This is a genomic window from Mycoplasma sp. 6934 (genome assembly GCF_055523595.1).
In genome coordinates this window covers 717,031-731,989 of sequence record NZ_JBVFVE010000001.1, presented here as the reverse complement: position 1 = coordinate 731,989, position 14,959 = coordinate 717,031, and the positions used below count along the sequence as shown (strand labels likewise).

Below are 14,959 nucleotides of genomic sequence, written 5' to 3'. Positions count from 1 at the left end.
TTTTAATATAAAGAAAAAGAGGTAGTTATGAGACATTTAAAGACTAAGGAATGGGTCAAAATTTTTGACTTATACGATAAATATTTGAACCTGGGAATAACCAAGGCAGAATTTGATAATTTCTGTTTTGATATCAGAAAAGTATACTGAAATAAAGAATCAATGAGAAATATGTTAAAGAAAAGAAAACTGTATAATTTAAATATGGACATAGAATCACAAAGTGGTAAATCACCTAAGAAAGATAAAGGTGTTGGGAGAAAGAAAAAGAAAGTTCTCGATTATACATGAATTGATACTCTTAAAGATGATGAAAAAGATGCAGTTATAAAATACTACTATCGAATTTTTAATGAAAATAATATTGATGCAGATATCTCAAAGATAAAGAAAATCAAGAATCTTTCACATACTAAAAAATCTAAAATGATATGTGTTTCAAGATCTACATATTATGAGAAATTGAAAGATAACAACAAACCTAAAGAGATAAATGTCAAACACAAAGAAATAATTTTTAAAAGTTTTGTCGAAAATAAAGAAAGGTATGGACGAAGAAGACTTGCTAAATATATTTTCCAAGAATATAATATTCAAATAAATCCTAGAACCCTTGGGAATTATATGAAAAAACTTAATTTAAAAACATTTGTTAGACAAAAACGTAAAAACAAAGAATCTAAAAATACTTGTGTTAAAGTGCCTGATTTAGTAAAACGAGATTATAATTCAATCAACAATAATATATATGCAACAGACGTGACCTATATACCAGCACCAAAAGATATTGAACAGAATCATATTTATTTATCTGCAATTATTGATCATAAAACTAAGTTTGTGACCTATGAATTATCACTTAGAAATGATACTGAACTAATTTTGAATAATATCACCAATACAAAATTCAAAAATAATTTTATTTTACATTCTGACCATGGATCTGCTTATTCTTCGCTTGAATATACTAAAAAAATAAAATCACTAAAAGGTAAAATATCAATGTCAAGAATTGGTAATAGTCTTGACAATCGTGAAATTGAGTATTTCTTTTCAATTCTTAAAAGTGAAATTTTCCCAAATTTTGATCAAACCTGTAAAAGACTTACTTTTATTGAATTATCACAAAAAATCAAAGAATTTATAAACTGATATAATTATAAAAGAATAAGATAAAAAAACCTTCACAAAGCATTCCGTTTGGCTTAGCCAAACGGTATGGTTGGGGAAGGTAAAACCGTCCGAAAAAAATTTCCCAGTTTACACCGTTATTGGAAAAATCAATGATACATATTGTATTGTGACCATAATTGAACGGCAAACTCGAATATCTTATGCTATGCTTTCAAAACGTAACTCCAAAGCTATAAAACAAACTCTTATCAAACTAATCAAGAAACATAGTTTAGAGATTAAAACTTTAACTGTTGATAATGGTAGTGAAAATGTCTTATTGCACCATGTCATTCCAACTGAAAGATTATTTAAATGCCAACCATATAGTTCATGACAAAAAGGTTCAATAGAAAATATGCACCGCTTAATTAGGTATTACATTCCCAAAGGAAAAAGCTTAGATAAATACTCTCAGCATGAAATTGATTATATGATGGAAAAAATAAATAACTACCGACAAGTTGTACGGCAATATAAAATAACCTAAAAATTTTTTAAATCCCCCGCCTTTGATTGCAATCAAAGGGGCCTTACTTTTGGCAAAAGTAAGCAAAACCGACGAGAAAACACTAGCGTGTTTTCTGTTTTAGCATACATTTTTTATGTAAAATTTATGTTAAAATTAAAAGACAATTATTTTGTTAATATCTCGCATGTGACTTTTCCAAAAAACACTTCAGAAAAAAATAAAAAAATATTTTGGTTTTTATTTTTTTGTATTATAATTATCTTGTGCTTTTTTGAAAAAGCAGCATGAAGTTCTTTGAAAACTAGATATACACACAAAACATGACAGTCAATTTTTTCGAGAGTTTGATCCTGGCTCAGGATGAACGCTGGCTGTGTGCCTAATACATGCATGTTGAGCGGAGTTCTTTTAGAACTTAGCGGCGAATGGGTGAGTAACACGTACTTAACATACCTCTTAGATTGGGATAACGGTGAGAAATTATCGCTAATACCGGATACTTATATAGTTCGCATGAACTATATATAAAAGGAGCCTTAAAGCTTCACTAAGAGATTGGGGTGCGGAACATTAGCTAGTTGGTAAGGTAATGGCTTACCAAGGCGATGATGTTTAGCGGGGTTGAGAGACTGATCCGCCACACTGGGACTGAGATACGGCCCAGACTCCTACGGGAGGCAGCAGTAGGGAATTTTCCACAATGGACGAAAGTCTGATGGAGCGACACAGCGTGCAGGATGACGGCCTTCGGGTTGTAAACTGCTGTTATAAGGGAAGAAAAAGCATTAGAGGAAATGCTAGTGCCTTGACGGTACCTTGTCAGAAAGCAACGGCTAACTATGTGCCAGCAGCCGCGGTAATACATAGGTTGCAAGCGTTATCCGGAATTATTGGGTGTAAAGCGTCTGTAGGTTGTATGTTAAGTCTGGCGTGAAAACTTGGGGCTCAACCCCAAATTGCGTTGGATACTGGCATGCTAGAATTGTGTAGAGGTTAGCGGAATTCCTAGTGAAGCGGTGAAATGCGTAGATATTAGGAAGAACACCAATTTGGCGAAGGCAGCTAACTGGGCACATATTGACACTGAGAGACGAAAGCGTGGGGAGCAAACAGGATTAGATACCCTGGTAGTCCACGCTGTAAACGATGATGATTAGCTGATAGAAAATCTATTGGCGCAGCTAACGCATTAAATCATCCGCCTGAGTAGTATGCTCGCAAGAGTGAAACTTAAAGGAATTGACGGGGATCCGCACAAGCGGTGGAGCATGTGGTTTAATTTGAAGATACGCGTAGAACCTTACCCACTCTTGACATCTTCTGCAAAGCTATAGAGATATAGTGGAGGCTAACAGAATGACAGATGGTGCATGGTTGTCGTCAGCTCGTGTCGTGAGATGTTCGGTTAAGTCCTGCAACGAGCGCAACCCTTGTCCTTAGTTAATTTTCTAGGGAGACTGCCCGAGTAATTGGGAGGAAGGTGGGGACGACGTCAAATCATCATGCCTCTTACGAGTGGGGCAACACACGTGCTACAATGGATAGTACAAAGAGACGCAAAATGGTGACATCAAGCAAATCTCAAAAAACTATTCTCAGTTCGGATTGTAGTCTGCAACTCGACTACATGAAGTCGGAATCGCTAGTAATCGTAGATCAGCTACGCTACGGTGAATACGTTCTCGGGTCTTGTACACACCGCCCGTCACACCATGGGAGCTGGTAATGCCCGAAGTCGGTTTTGTTAACTACGGAGACAACTGCCTAAGGCAGGGCCGGTGACTGGGGTGAAGTCGTAACAAGGTATCCCTACGAGAACGTGGGGATGGATTACCTCCTTTCTACGGAGTACATTAAGTTACAATTCATTTTAGTAACAATTACCAATTTATAATATGGTTATCATTTCTTATTTAATGTCATGGTTGAGATAACCCAACATGTATATCTAGTTTTGAGAGAACTTCTCTCTTTTTGTTCTTTGAAAACTGAATAGTAAAGATAAATTAATATAACAACGACATCAAAAAATAAATTAGTCAATTTGTTTTGGATAACCGAGTAATTATTTTATAAATAATTTATTAAAATGTCTTTGAATACATCAACAACAATAGGTAAATATTGAACTTTTAAATAAGTAAGAGTGAGTGGTGGATGCCTTGGGTCTGGAAGTCGATGAAGGACGTGATTACCTGCGATAAGCCTCGTGGAGCTGGATATGAGCTACGATACGGGGATTTCCGAATGGGGAAACCTAGTTAGAGTAATGTCTAACTGCTTCAAGATGAATAAAATAGTCTTGATTGCGAGACACGTTGTGAACTGAAACATCTTAGTAGCAACAGGAAAAGAAAATAAAATATGATTCCATTAGTAGCGGCGAGCGAAAGTGGAAGAGCCCAAACCATCTTAGGGTGGGGTTGTAGGACTATCTACATAAAGTTACAAATTTTTGTTATAGCAGAAAAAGTTGGGAAACTTTAGCATAGAGGGTGATACTCCCGTATGTGAAATAGCAAAAACTTTTGATAGTATCCTGAGTAGGGCGGGGCACGTGAAACCCTGTCTGAATCTGCCGGGACCATCCGGTAAGGCTAAATACTAACCAGACACCGATAGTGAACTAGTACCGTGAGGGAAAGGTGAAAAGAACCCCGGGAGGGGAGTGAAATAGATTCTGAAACCACTTACTTACAATTAGTCAGAGGCCGTTAATGGCTGATGGCGTACATCTTGCAGTATGGACCGGCGAGTTATGTTAACATGCGAGGTTAAGCAGAAAAAAGCGGAGCCGCAGAGAAATCGAGTCTTAATAGGGCGTTTAGTATGTTGACATATACCCGAAACCAGGTGATCTATTCATGAGCAGGCTGAAGCTTGGGTAATACCAAGTGGAGGGCCGAACCGTAGTACGCTGAAAAGTGCCCGGATGACTTGTGAATAGCGGAGAAATTCCAATCGAACTTGGAGATAGCTGGTTCTCCTCGAAATAGCTTTAGGGCTAGCGTGTGATGTTAAACTTTGGTGGTAGAGCACTGAATATGGAATGGCCGCGCCTAGCGGTACTGACTATAATCAAACTCCGAATACCATTGTGTATTGTCATGCAGTCGGAACCGGGGTGCTAACGTCCCGGCTCGCGAGGGCAACAACCCAGATCGTCGGCTAAGGTCCCAAAATTATGTTAAGTCAGAAAGGTTGTGAGATTTCATAAACAACTAGGAGGTTGGCTTAGAAGCAGCCACCCTTTAAAGAGTGCGTAATAGCTCACTAGTCAAGAGATCTTGCGCCAATAATGTAACGGGAGTAAAACATAATACCGAAGCCACGGGTACGAAAGTACGTTAGAGGAGCGTTCTTAATGCAATGAAGTCAGACCGTGAGGACTGGTGGAGCTTTAAGAAGTGAGAATGCCGGTATGAGTAACGATTCGTAGTGAGAATCTACGACGCCTATTGGGAAAGGTTTCCTGGGGAAGGTTCGTCCACCCAGGGTTAGTCAGGACCTAAGGAGAGGCTGAAAAGCGTATCTGATGGATAACAGGTTAATATTCCTGTACTGCCTTGTTATAGTGATGGAGTGACGGAGAAGGATAACACTACCTATTAATGGATTTAGGGGTAAGTAGTAACTGGTGAATATAGTTAAATGCGTATTCTACAACCGGGAGCTACGATGCATAAGGCTTTGGCCTGAATTGTGTGATTTCATACTTCCAAGAAAAGCTTCTAAACGTTTAAATAACAGGGTACCTGTACCGAGAACGGACACACGTTCCCAAGATGAGTATTCTAAGGCGAGCGAGAAAACCAATGTTAAGGAACTCTGCAAATTAACCCCGTAAGTTCGCGATAAGGGGTGCCAACATTAAACCGTTGGCCACAGTAAATTGTGAGGGGCAACTGTTTATCAAAAACACAGCTCTCTGCTAAACCGCAAGGTGATGTATAGGGGGTGAAGCCTGCCCAGTGCCCGAAGGTTAAGTGGATGCGTTAGCTTAATGCGAAGCGTTGAAATGAAGCCCGGGTGAACGGCGGCCGTAACTATAACGGTCCTAAGGTAGCGAAATTCCTTGTCGGCTAAATACTGACCTGCACGAAAGGCGCAATGATCTCTCAACTGTCTCAACATTGGACTCGGTGAAATTATGGTCCCAGTGAAAACGCTGGGTACCCGCATCAAGACGAAAAGACCCCATGGAGCTTTACTACAACTTCGTATTGAAACTTGGCCTAACATGTGTAGGATAGGTGGGAGACAGTGAGATCAAGGCGCTAGCCTTGAAGGAGTCAACCTTGAAATACCACCCTTGGTATGTTGAGTTTCTAACCTGCCGCCGTTATCCGGCGGGGAGACAGTGCGTGGTGGGTAGTTTGACTGGGGCGGTCGCCTCCTAAAAGGTAACGGAGGCGTTCAAAGGTACACTCAATACGGTCAGAAACCGTATGTAGAGCGCAAAGGTAGAAGTGTGCTTGACTGCGAGACCTACAAGTCGAGCAGGTGCGAAAGCAGGACTTAGTGATCCGGCTGTACGTCATGGAACGGCAGTCGCTCAACGGATAAAAGTTACCCTGGGGATAACAGGCTTATCTTGCCCAAGAGATCACATCGACGGCAAGGTTTGGCACCTCGATGTCGGCTCATCGCATCCTGGAGCTGGAGTCGGTTCCAAGGGTTTGGCTGTTCGCCAATTAAAGCGGTACGCGAGCTGGGTTCAGAACGTCGTGAGACAGTTCGGTCCCTATCTGATGTGGGCGTTGGAATATTGATGAGAGCTGCTCTTAGTACGAGAGGACCGGAGTGGACGTACCGCTGGTGTTCCAGTTGTTCCGCCAGGAGCATAGCTGGGTAGCTAAGTACGGAAGGGATAACCGCTGAAAGCATCTAAGTGGGAAGCCTCCTCAAAGATAAGTATTCCCTTGAAATTCCTTGTAGACTACGAGGTTGATAGGATGGAAGTGTAAGTGTAGTAATACATTCAGCTGACCATTACTAATAAATTGATAGGTTTAAAAGTTAAATGTATTCATGACATTTTAATAAATTACTTTACTGTTCAGTTTTCAGAGAATAAGTAAAAACTCCCCCGAGGGGAGTTTTTGTTGTTAAACTAAAATATTTTATTAAATGGACTAACACATTTAGGATATATGATCAATCCTTAAATTAATTTTAGTGCAATTTTATGGGTCGGTATAAAACTGCCGCTTTTTCTGTTTACGCATACATTTGTTATGTAAAAATTAAAAGATAATTGTTTTCTTAATATCTCGCATGTGACTTTTCAAAAATTCATCTGCAAATTCTTTTTAAACTGGGAAATTTTTTTCGGACGGTTTTACCTTCCCCAACCATACCATTTGGCTAAGCCAAACGGAATGCTTTGGGAAGGTTTTTTTTATCTTATTCTTTTATAATTATATCAGTTTATAAATTCTTTGATTTTTTGTGATAATTCAATAAAAGTAAGCCTTTTACAGGTTTGATCAAAATTTGGAAAAATCTCGCTTTTAAGAATTGAAAAGAAATATTCAATTTCACGGTTGTCTAGACTATTGCCAATTCTTGACATTGATATTTTACCTTTTAGCAATTCTATTTTTTTAGTATATTCAACCGACGAATAAGCAGATCCATGGTCAGAATGTAAAATAAAATTTTTTTTGAATTTTGTATTACTGATATTATTCAAAATTAGTTCGGTATCATTTCTAAGTGATAATTCATAGGTCACAAACTTAGTTTTATGGTCGATAATTGCGGATAAATAAATATGATTTTGCTCAATGTCTTTTGGTGCTGGTATGTAGGTCACGTCTGTTGCATATATATTATTGTTGATTGAATTATAATCTCGTTTTACTAAATCAGGCACTTTAACACAAGTATTTTTAGATTCTTTGTTTTTACGTTTTTGTCTAACAAATGTTTTTAAATTAAGTTTTTTCATATAATTCCCAAGGGTTCTAGGATTTATTTGAATATTATATTCTTGGAAAATATATTTAGCAAGCCTCCTTCGTCCATACCTTTCTTTATTTTCGACAAAACTTTTAAAAATTATTTCTTTGTGTTTGACATTTATCTCTTTAGCTTTGTTGTTATCTTTCAATTTCTCATAATATGTGGATCTTGCTATTAAAAAAATTTTTGCCTTGTATTTTGATGAAAGATTTTCAATTTCTTTAATATTTTTAATATCTGCATCAATATTATTTTCATTAAAAATTCGATAGTAGTATTTTATAACTGCATCTTTTTCATCATCTTTAAGAGTATTAATTCATGTATAATCGAGAACTTTCTTTTTCTTTCTCCCAACACCTTTATCTTTCTTGGGTGATTTACCGCTTTGTGATTCTATGTTCATATTTAAATTATACAGTTTTCTTTTCTTTAACATATTTTTCATTGATTCTTTATTTCAGTATGCTTTTCTGATGTCAAAACAGAAATTTTCAAATTCTGCTTTGGTTATTACCAGGTTCAAGTATTTATCGTATAAGTCAAAAATTTTAACTCATTCTTTAGTCTTTAAATGTCTCATAACTACCTCTTTTTCTTTATATTAAAAATATTCGGATTTTGTCCGAATATTTCTTCCCTGTCTATTTTATTTCTATTTTTATTGTATGTATTAAGTTCACTATACCAATACTTTCTGTACGCTTTTCATTTCTCTTTAATTGCATCACTTAGAAAAAAGAGCCTCGAAAATGAATAGCCTAATAAATGTTCGTATAGTTTGGTAAAATTAAGGGTTTTAATACGCATTACTCTTTTTAAGCACTTAGGACAAACATAGCGATTGTGTTTATCTAAACTCAATAGTCTGCGATTTGTAATAATTTCGATTTTACTTTTTATACTTCGAACATCTCTGTTAAAAATTTTGGCTACTTCTTGGATTGAGAAGCCTTCAGAAAGTTCTTGTAAAATATTATAAAGTTGTTCTAGATCGATTTGCTTTGCTCGTAATTTTCGTTGTGTCTCAAGTGCTCCTTGCATTTTCAAAATAGTGTTGTGATTCTCTTCGATTTTAAAATGTTGATATTTATTTTCTTTTCGATATTTGTCAAAAGCACAAATATATTTTTCTAAATTTTTCATATAATTTTAAAGTCTCCTTTCATTTTTTAAAATTTATTAATACAACTATTTTATTACAAGGCAGACAAAAACAATGTCACATGCAAAAAACTTGCATGTGACATTTCTAATTAATAGATAAAATGAATATAACACGTAAAAATGCAATGGCTTTTTGAGCCCAAAAATATGGAAGACAATGTAATAAAACAAAAGACTTTGCAGGTAGGCAAATTGAAAAAGGAGCTTACAACACACCAGAAAGTAGGTTTTGTTGAAGCATTGATCATATCAAACCACAAAGCTTAGACGGTGGAAGCGCCAAAGAAAACTTACAAATTACGCATTGTAAAACTAACCAAGAAAAAGGTGATAACTTTCCAACCTTTAAAGCCAATAATATAAATTTTCAAATCGTAAAAAAATCAAATGGAATATATCAAGTTGAAGTACTTAAAAGTCTTAAAGATAAATTTTTAGATGCAAATGTTGGCCTTGATTATCTTAAAAAACTTGAAAGTAAAGAAAGTAAAACAAGGTGAATAGGATCAGTTTTAGTACATTTACAAAATGTATCGAAACCTGAAGTTATTGAATTTATTGTAAAAATACTTGGGGAAGATAGTATTCCTTATTCATTAAATAAAGGAAATAATGATATTTATATTGCTAAAAACTATAATTGTAGTTTAAAAGATGATGTTTCAAATTTACTTGATAAATGCATTCTTTTAAACACATATTTAGGATAGACAGGGAAGAAATATTCGGACAAAATCCGAATATTTTTAATATAAAGAAAAAGAGGTAGTTATGAGACATTTAAAGACTAAAGAATGAGTTAAAATTTTTGACTTATACGATAAATACTTGAACCTGGTAATAACCAAAGCAGAATTTGAAAATTTCTGTTTTGACATCAGAAAAGCATACTGAAATAAAGAATCAATGAAAAATATGTTAAAGAAAAGAAAACTGTATAATTTAAATATGAACATAGAATCACAAAGCGGTAAATCACCCAAGAAAGATAAAGGTGTTGGGAGAAAGAAAAAGAAAGTTCTCGATTATACATGAATTAATACTCTTAAAGATGATGAAAAAGATGCAGTTATAAAATACTACTATCGAATTTTTAATGAAAATAATATTGATGCAGATATTAAAAATATTAAAGAAATTGAAAATCTTTCATCAAAATACAAGGCAAAAATTTTTTTAATAGCAAGATCCACATATTATGAGAAATTGAAAGATAACAACAAAGCTAAAGAGATAAATGTCAAACACAAAGAAATAATTTTTAAAAGTTTTGTCGAAAATAAAGAAAGGTATGGACGAAGGAGGCTTGCTAAATATATTTTCCAAGAATATAATATTCAAATAAATCCTAGAACCCTTGGGAATTATATGAAAAAACTTAATTTAAAAACATTTGTTAGACAAAAACGTAAAAACAAAGAATCTAAAAATACTTGTGTTAAAGTGCCTGATTTAGTAAAACGAGATTATAATTCAATCAACAATAATATATATGCAACAGACGTGACCTACATACCAGCACCAAAAGACATTGAGCAAAATCATATTTATTTATCCGCAATTATCGACCATAAAACTAAGTTTGTGACCTATGAATTATCACTTAGAAATGATACCGAACTAATTTTGAATAATATCAGTAATACAAAATTCAAAAAAAATTTTATTTTACATTCTGACCATGGATCTGTAGACAGGGAAGAAATATTCGGACAAAATCCGAATATTTTTAATATAAAGAAAAAGAGGTAGTTATGAGACATTTAAAGACTAAAGAATGAATTAAAATTTTTGACTTATACGATAAATACTTGAACCTGGGAATAACCAAAGCAGAATTTGAAAATTTCTGTTTTGACATCAGAAAAGCATACTGAAACAAAGAATCAATGAAAAATATGTTAAAGAAAAGAAAACTGTATAATTTAAATATGAACATAGAATCACAAAGCGGTAAATCACCCAAGAAAGATAAAGGTGTTGGGAGAAAGAAAAAGAAAGTTCTCGATTATACATGAATTAATACTCTTAAAGATGATGAAAAAGATGCAGTTATAAAATACTACTATCGAATTTTTAATGAAAATAATATTGATGCAGATATTAAAAATATTAAAGAAATTGAAAATCTTTCATCAAAATACAAGGCAAAAATTTTTTTAATAGCAAGATCCACATATTATGAGAAATTGAAAGATAACAACAAAGCTAAAGAGATAAATGTCAAACACAAAGAAATAATTTTTAAAAGTTTTGTCGAAAATAAAGAAAGGTATGGACGAAGGAGGCTTGCTAAATATATTTTCCAAGAATATAATATTCAAATAAATCCTAGAACCCTTGGGAATTATATGAAAAAACTTAATTTAAAAACATTTGTTAGACAAAAACGTAAAAACAAAGAATCTAAAAATACTTGTGTTAAAGTGCCTGATTTAGTAAAACGAGATTATAATTCAATCAACAATAATATATATGCAACAGACGTGACCTACATACCAGCACCAAAAGACATTGAGCAAAATCATATTTATTTATCCGCAATTATCGACCATAAAACTAAGTTTGTGACCTATGAATTATCACTTAGAAATGATACCGAACTAATTTTGAATAATATCAGTAATACAAAATTCAAAAAAAATTTTATTTTACATTCTGACCACGGATCTGCTTATTCGTCGGTTGAATATACTAAAAAAATAGAATTGCTAAAAGGTAAAATATCAATGTCAAGAATTGGCAATAGTTTAGACAACCGTGAAATTGAATATTTCTTTTCAATTCTTAAAAGCGAGATTTTTCCAAATTTTGATCAAACCTGTAAAAAGCTTACTTTTATTGAATTATCACAAAAAATCAAAGAATTTATAAACTGATATAATTATAAAAGAATAAGATAAAAAAACCTTCCCAAAGCATTCCGTTTGGCTTAGCCAAATGGTATGGTTGGGGAAGGTAAAACCGTCCGAAAAAAATTTCCCAGTTTATGATTTTTATTTATTTATTTTGTTTCTGTATTACACTTAGTGGGTTATTATTTTACTTTAAAACTATTTGATATTTTACTAAGCTTGAAAAACTTAGCCTTAAAAAGGTGCAAGAGTGGCAAAACTTAAACACTCTATATAATGATAATAAAAAAATACGTTTTGATAGTTTTGGAAATATAACTAAATTTAAAAAGCCAATACGATTCTTTATCTCATCAGTAGCAGAATCTTCGCTTATATTTTTACAAAAATTCGATCCTATGAACTATGATAAAGAAATTTTTGATAACCAAGAGCAATATATTTATTTTCTGAATATTCTACCTTATGATGATATTAAACTTAATTTTAAAAAAATAGAAAATAATTTAATAGCTGAACTTTTAATGTAATATCATAGATATAAAAGAAAAATAATAGAAAATAAAAGCTCCAAAAAGTCAACATGACAATGTTGACTTTTTTACCTCTTTTTTAGTATCAACAATACTTTTAAATATTGATATTTAATTCAGAATAATTTGCAAGCTGAACCTAGTATATGTGAGGACAAAACCTAGCATTTATATAATTAAATGGACATTAGCAAGATACATAACATTTTTATCTTAAAATGTAACGTTCACAAAATAAAACAAGGAGTCATTTAGAAAGAAAATCTTAAAAATAAAAAATTTATACATAGTGGCAATGCTTTAATATGACCAAAGTATTGTAATATTCATCACGGCTTTAAATACTATATTTTGAAATATCTTTTGCACAAAAACAACACTAAAAAACATATTAGAAATATTTAGATAAACTATAAATTATGTTATAATAGCAAAGCATTATAACAGCAGTTTATTATAGCTTAAGGGTAAACCTAATTTTAACGTTTTTATTTTGTTAGTAAAGAAGCTGAATTTAATTGAACACATTAAGTTAAAATTAATTTAAGATAGAAATAAGCCCTCTTAAAATAGTGCACAATAAGAAAAGAGGAATAAATATGTCAAGATATACAGGACCTGTATTTAAAAAATCTCGTCGTTTAGGTTTTTCTATCCTTGAAAGTGGCAAAGAATTTGCTAAAGGAAAGAAGAGAACATATGCTCCTGGACAACACGGGAATAAAAGAGTTAAATTATCAGATTACGGATTACACTTATATGAAAAACAAAAAGTTAAACATTTATTTGGTGTAAGCGAAAAACAATTGCGTAAAACCTTCCAAAAAGCTATTAAATTAAAAGGTGTTACAGGTACTAACTTACTTCAACTTTTAGAAGTTCGTTTAGATAACTTAGTTTACAGAGCAGGATTTGCTTCAACTAGAAGACAAGCTCGTCAATTAGTTAACCATGGACACTTTACTTTAAACGGAAAAAAAGCTAACATTCCATCAATTTTAGTTTCACTTGGTGATTCAATTGAGTTAAAAGAAAAATCACGTAACAACAAGCAAATTACAGAATCATTGGCAACTAATCAAGCAGCTGCTTGATTAACAAGAAAAGACTTTGTGTTTAAATTAGATAGATTACCAGAAAGAACTGAAATTCATCAAGAAATTAAAGATGCCTTGATTGTTGAGTTCTATTCTAAATAATAACTAAGTAAGGAATCCAATGAAAAAAAATCTTCACCCAGAATATCACGAAGTTCAAATTGCTTGTTCAACATGTGCTACTAAATTTACTTTTAAATCAGTTAGAAAAAACTTTTCAGTTGATGTTTGTTCAGGATGTCATGCAGTGTTTACTGGAAATAGAACCCAAGTAAAAGCTACCGGAAGAATTGATAAATTTAACAGACGTTTACAAAAAATGTCTAAATAATATAAACTAGCATAAGCTAGTTTTTTATTTTAACGTTTGTAATTAAAATACAAATAGTTTTATTTACAATATCAAGCAAATATATTAAAATACTAAATTTTCTCATAAATCTAATATAATTTAATTGTATGTATTCCAATTTCAATTAATCATAGTTAACATACATACACCTATTTTAAATATTTTAAATTATATGGAGATATATGCAACAAAAATATGACATAGTTATTATTGGTGGAGGAATTATAGGATCAGTGATCGCTTATGAACTATCACAATATAAACTAGAAACCATTTTACTAGAAAGAAATCCGCTTTTTGCGGATGAAACATCAAAAGGTAATTCCGGAGCAATTCATGGTGGCTTTGACCCTGAACCACACAAACTTGAAGCTCGTTTAAATGTTTTAGGAAACCAGCTCTGACGTGAAAAAATCTTTAAAGACTTAGAATTTCCAAGAGTACAAGCTGATTCATTAATTTTAGCCTTTAATGAAGAAGAAATGCAACACGTACATATGCTGTATGAAAGAGGTTTAACTAATAAAGTTCCACAAGAATACTTAAAAATAATTGATAGAGATGAAGTATTAAGACGTGAACCAAATGTTAATTCTAAAGTAATTGGAGCCTTACTTTGTACTAGTTCTTGGGCAATTGATCCAGTTAGAGCTAGTTACGCTTTTTTAGGAGCTAGTGAGCAAAATGGAACAACTTTAAGTAAAAATTCTGAAGTAGTTAATATTCAATATCAAAACGATGAATTTACTATAACATTAAAAAATGGAATAATTTTAAGATCTGATGTTGTGATTAATGCAGCAGGACATTATGCTGATGTATTGGCTGAAAAAGCAGGATATGGAGATTTTAAACAAAAAACACGCCGCGGAGAATATCGAATTTTAAGCCGAAGTGAAGCAGGTATTGTTAAATCAATTTGCTTTAAAGTGCCAACTATCCATGGAAAGGGAGTAATCGTTGCTCCTATGTTAGATGGCAGAATCTTAGTAGGGCCTACAGCACAAGAAAATGTACCAAAAGATGAAACGAGACTTGTAACAAAAGAAAAATTTGATTATATTGGTCAAATTGGTACTGAAATAATTCCAAGTTTACGAATTGACAAAACTGAGCTTACTTTAGCTGGTTCAAGGCCAATTGACATTGAAACTAATGATTTTGTAATTAGGGCAGCAAAAGATAACAAAAAGTTTATCAATGCTGCTGGAATGCAATCGCCAGCTATTGCCTCTGCTCCTGCCATTGCACTCGAAATAGTGAAATTAGTTCAAGAAGCAGGAATTATCTTAGAAAAAAACCCAAACTATAATCCAAAATTTAAAATTCAATTTTAAGGAGTT

11 protein-coding genes and 2 rRNA genes are annotated in these 14,959 nt (G+C 33.0%); 11 read left to right on the top strand and 2 right to left on the bottom strand.

Annotation, left to right across the window (positions count from 1 at the left end):
• The first annotated feature begins 27 nt into the window (after positions 1-27).
• The 4 genes from AC0B4S_RS03115 (at position 28) to AC0B4S_RS03100 (ending at position 6,665) form a co-directional block, all read left to right on the top strand.
• Positions 28-1,176, top strand: coding sequence for an IS3 family transposase (locus AC0B4S_RS03115; protein ID WP_465101485.1), 1,149 nt, complete (start codon positions 28-30; stop codon positions 1,174-1,176).
• A gap of 46 nt (positions 1,177-1,222) precedes the next feature.
• On the top strand, positions 1,223-1,663 hold the full coding sequence (locus AC0B4S_RS03110) for an IS30 family transposase (RefSeq protein WP_465101650.1): 441 nt from the start codon (positions 1,223-1,225) through the stop codon (positions 1,661-1,663).
• 314 nt (positions 1,664-1,977) lie between these two features.
• Positions 1,978-3,486 (top strand): 16S ribosomal RNA (locus tag AC0B4S_RS03105).
• A gap of 289 nt (positions 3,487-3,775) precedes the next feature.
• Positions 3,776-6,665: ribosomal RNA gene (locus AC0B4S_RS03100) — 23S ribosomal RNA — on the top strand.
• Together the 16S and 23S rRNA genes form the textbook arrangement of a ribosomal RNA operon.
• A 381-nt stretch (positions 6,666-7,046) precedes the next feature.
• Here AC0B4S_RS03100 and AC0B4S_RS03095 read toward each other — a convergent pair.
• Positions 7,047-8,195: an IS3 family transposase gene (locus AC0B4S_RS03095; RefSeq protein ID WP_465101219.1), complete on the bottom strand. Its 1,149-nt coding sequence runs from the start codon at positions 8,193-8,195 to the stop codon at positions 7,047-7,049.
• Positions 8,196-8,197: 2 nt separating this feature from the next.
• Positions 8,198-8,758 (bottom strand): hypothetical protein, encoded by a 561-nt coding sequence (locus tag AC0B4S_RS03090; RefSeq protein WP_465101649.1) that lies wholly within the window; start codon positions 8,756-8,758, stop codon positions 8,198-8,200.
• Positions 8,759-8,880: 122 nt separating this feature from the next.
• Between AC0B4S_RS03090 and AC0B4S_RS03085 the strand changes: the two genes are divergently transcribed.
• The 7 genes from AC0B4S_RS03085 (at position 8,881) to glpO (ending at position 14,953) form a co-directional block, all read left to right on the top strand.
• The gene (locus AC0B4S_RS03085; RefSeq protein ID WP_465101648.1) at positions 8,881-9,489 is read left to right on the top strand and encodes a hypothetical protein; all 609 of its coding nucleotides are present in this window, start codon (positions 8,881-8,883) and stop codon (positions 9,487-9,489) included.
• Between the two features lie 61 nt (positions 9,490-9,550).
• The gene (locus tag AC0B4S_RS03080; RefSeq protein ID WP_465101647.1) at positions 9,551-10,531 is read left to right on the top strand and encodes an IS3 family transposase; all 981 of its coding nucleotides are present in this window, start codon (positions 9,551-9,553) and stop codon (positions 10,529-10,531) included.
• A gap of 2 nt (positions 10,532-10,533) precedes the next feature.
• Positions 10,534-11,682, top strand: a complete 1,149-nt coding sequence (locus AC0B4S_RS03075; protein WP_465101350.1) for an IS3 family transposase — start codon at positions 10,534-10,536, stop codon at positions 11,680-11,682.
• A gap of 86 nt (positions 11,683-11,768) precedes the next feature.
• Positions 11,769-12,164, top strand: coding sequence for a hypothetical protein (locus tag AC0B4S_RS03070; protein WP_465101646.1), 396 nt, complete (start codon positions 11,769-11,771; stop codon positions 12,162-12,164).
• Between the two features lie 602 nt (positions 12,165-12,766).
• The gene (gene rpsD, locus AC0B4S_RS03065) at positions 12,767-13,366 is read left to right on the top strand and encodes a 30S ribosomal protein S4 (protein WP_465101645.1); all 600 of its coding nucleotides are present in this window, start codon (positions 12,767-12,769) and stop codon (positions 13,364-13,366) included.
• Positions 13,367-13,385: 19 nt separating this feature from the next.
• Positions 13,386-13,595, top strand: a complete 210-nt coding sequence (gene rpmE, locus AC0B4S_RS03060; RefSeq protein ID WP_465101644.1) for a 50S ribosomal protein L31 — start codon at positions 13,386-13,388, stop codon at positions 13,593-13,595.
• A 203-nt stretch (positions 13,596-13,798) separates the two neighbouring features.
• Positions 13,799-14,953 carry a type 2 glycerol-3-phosphate oxidase gene (gene glpO, locus AC0B4S_RS03055; protein ID WP_465101643.1) on the top strand — a complete coding sequence of 385 codons (1,155 nt, stop codon included), beginning with the start codon at positions 13,799-13,801 and terminating at the stop codon, positions 14,951-14,953.
• Positions 14,954-14,959 lie beyond the last annotated feature (6 nt).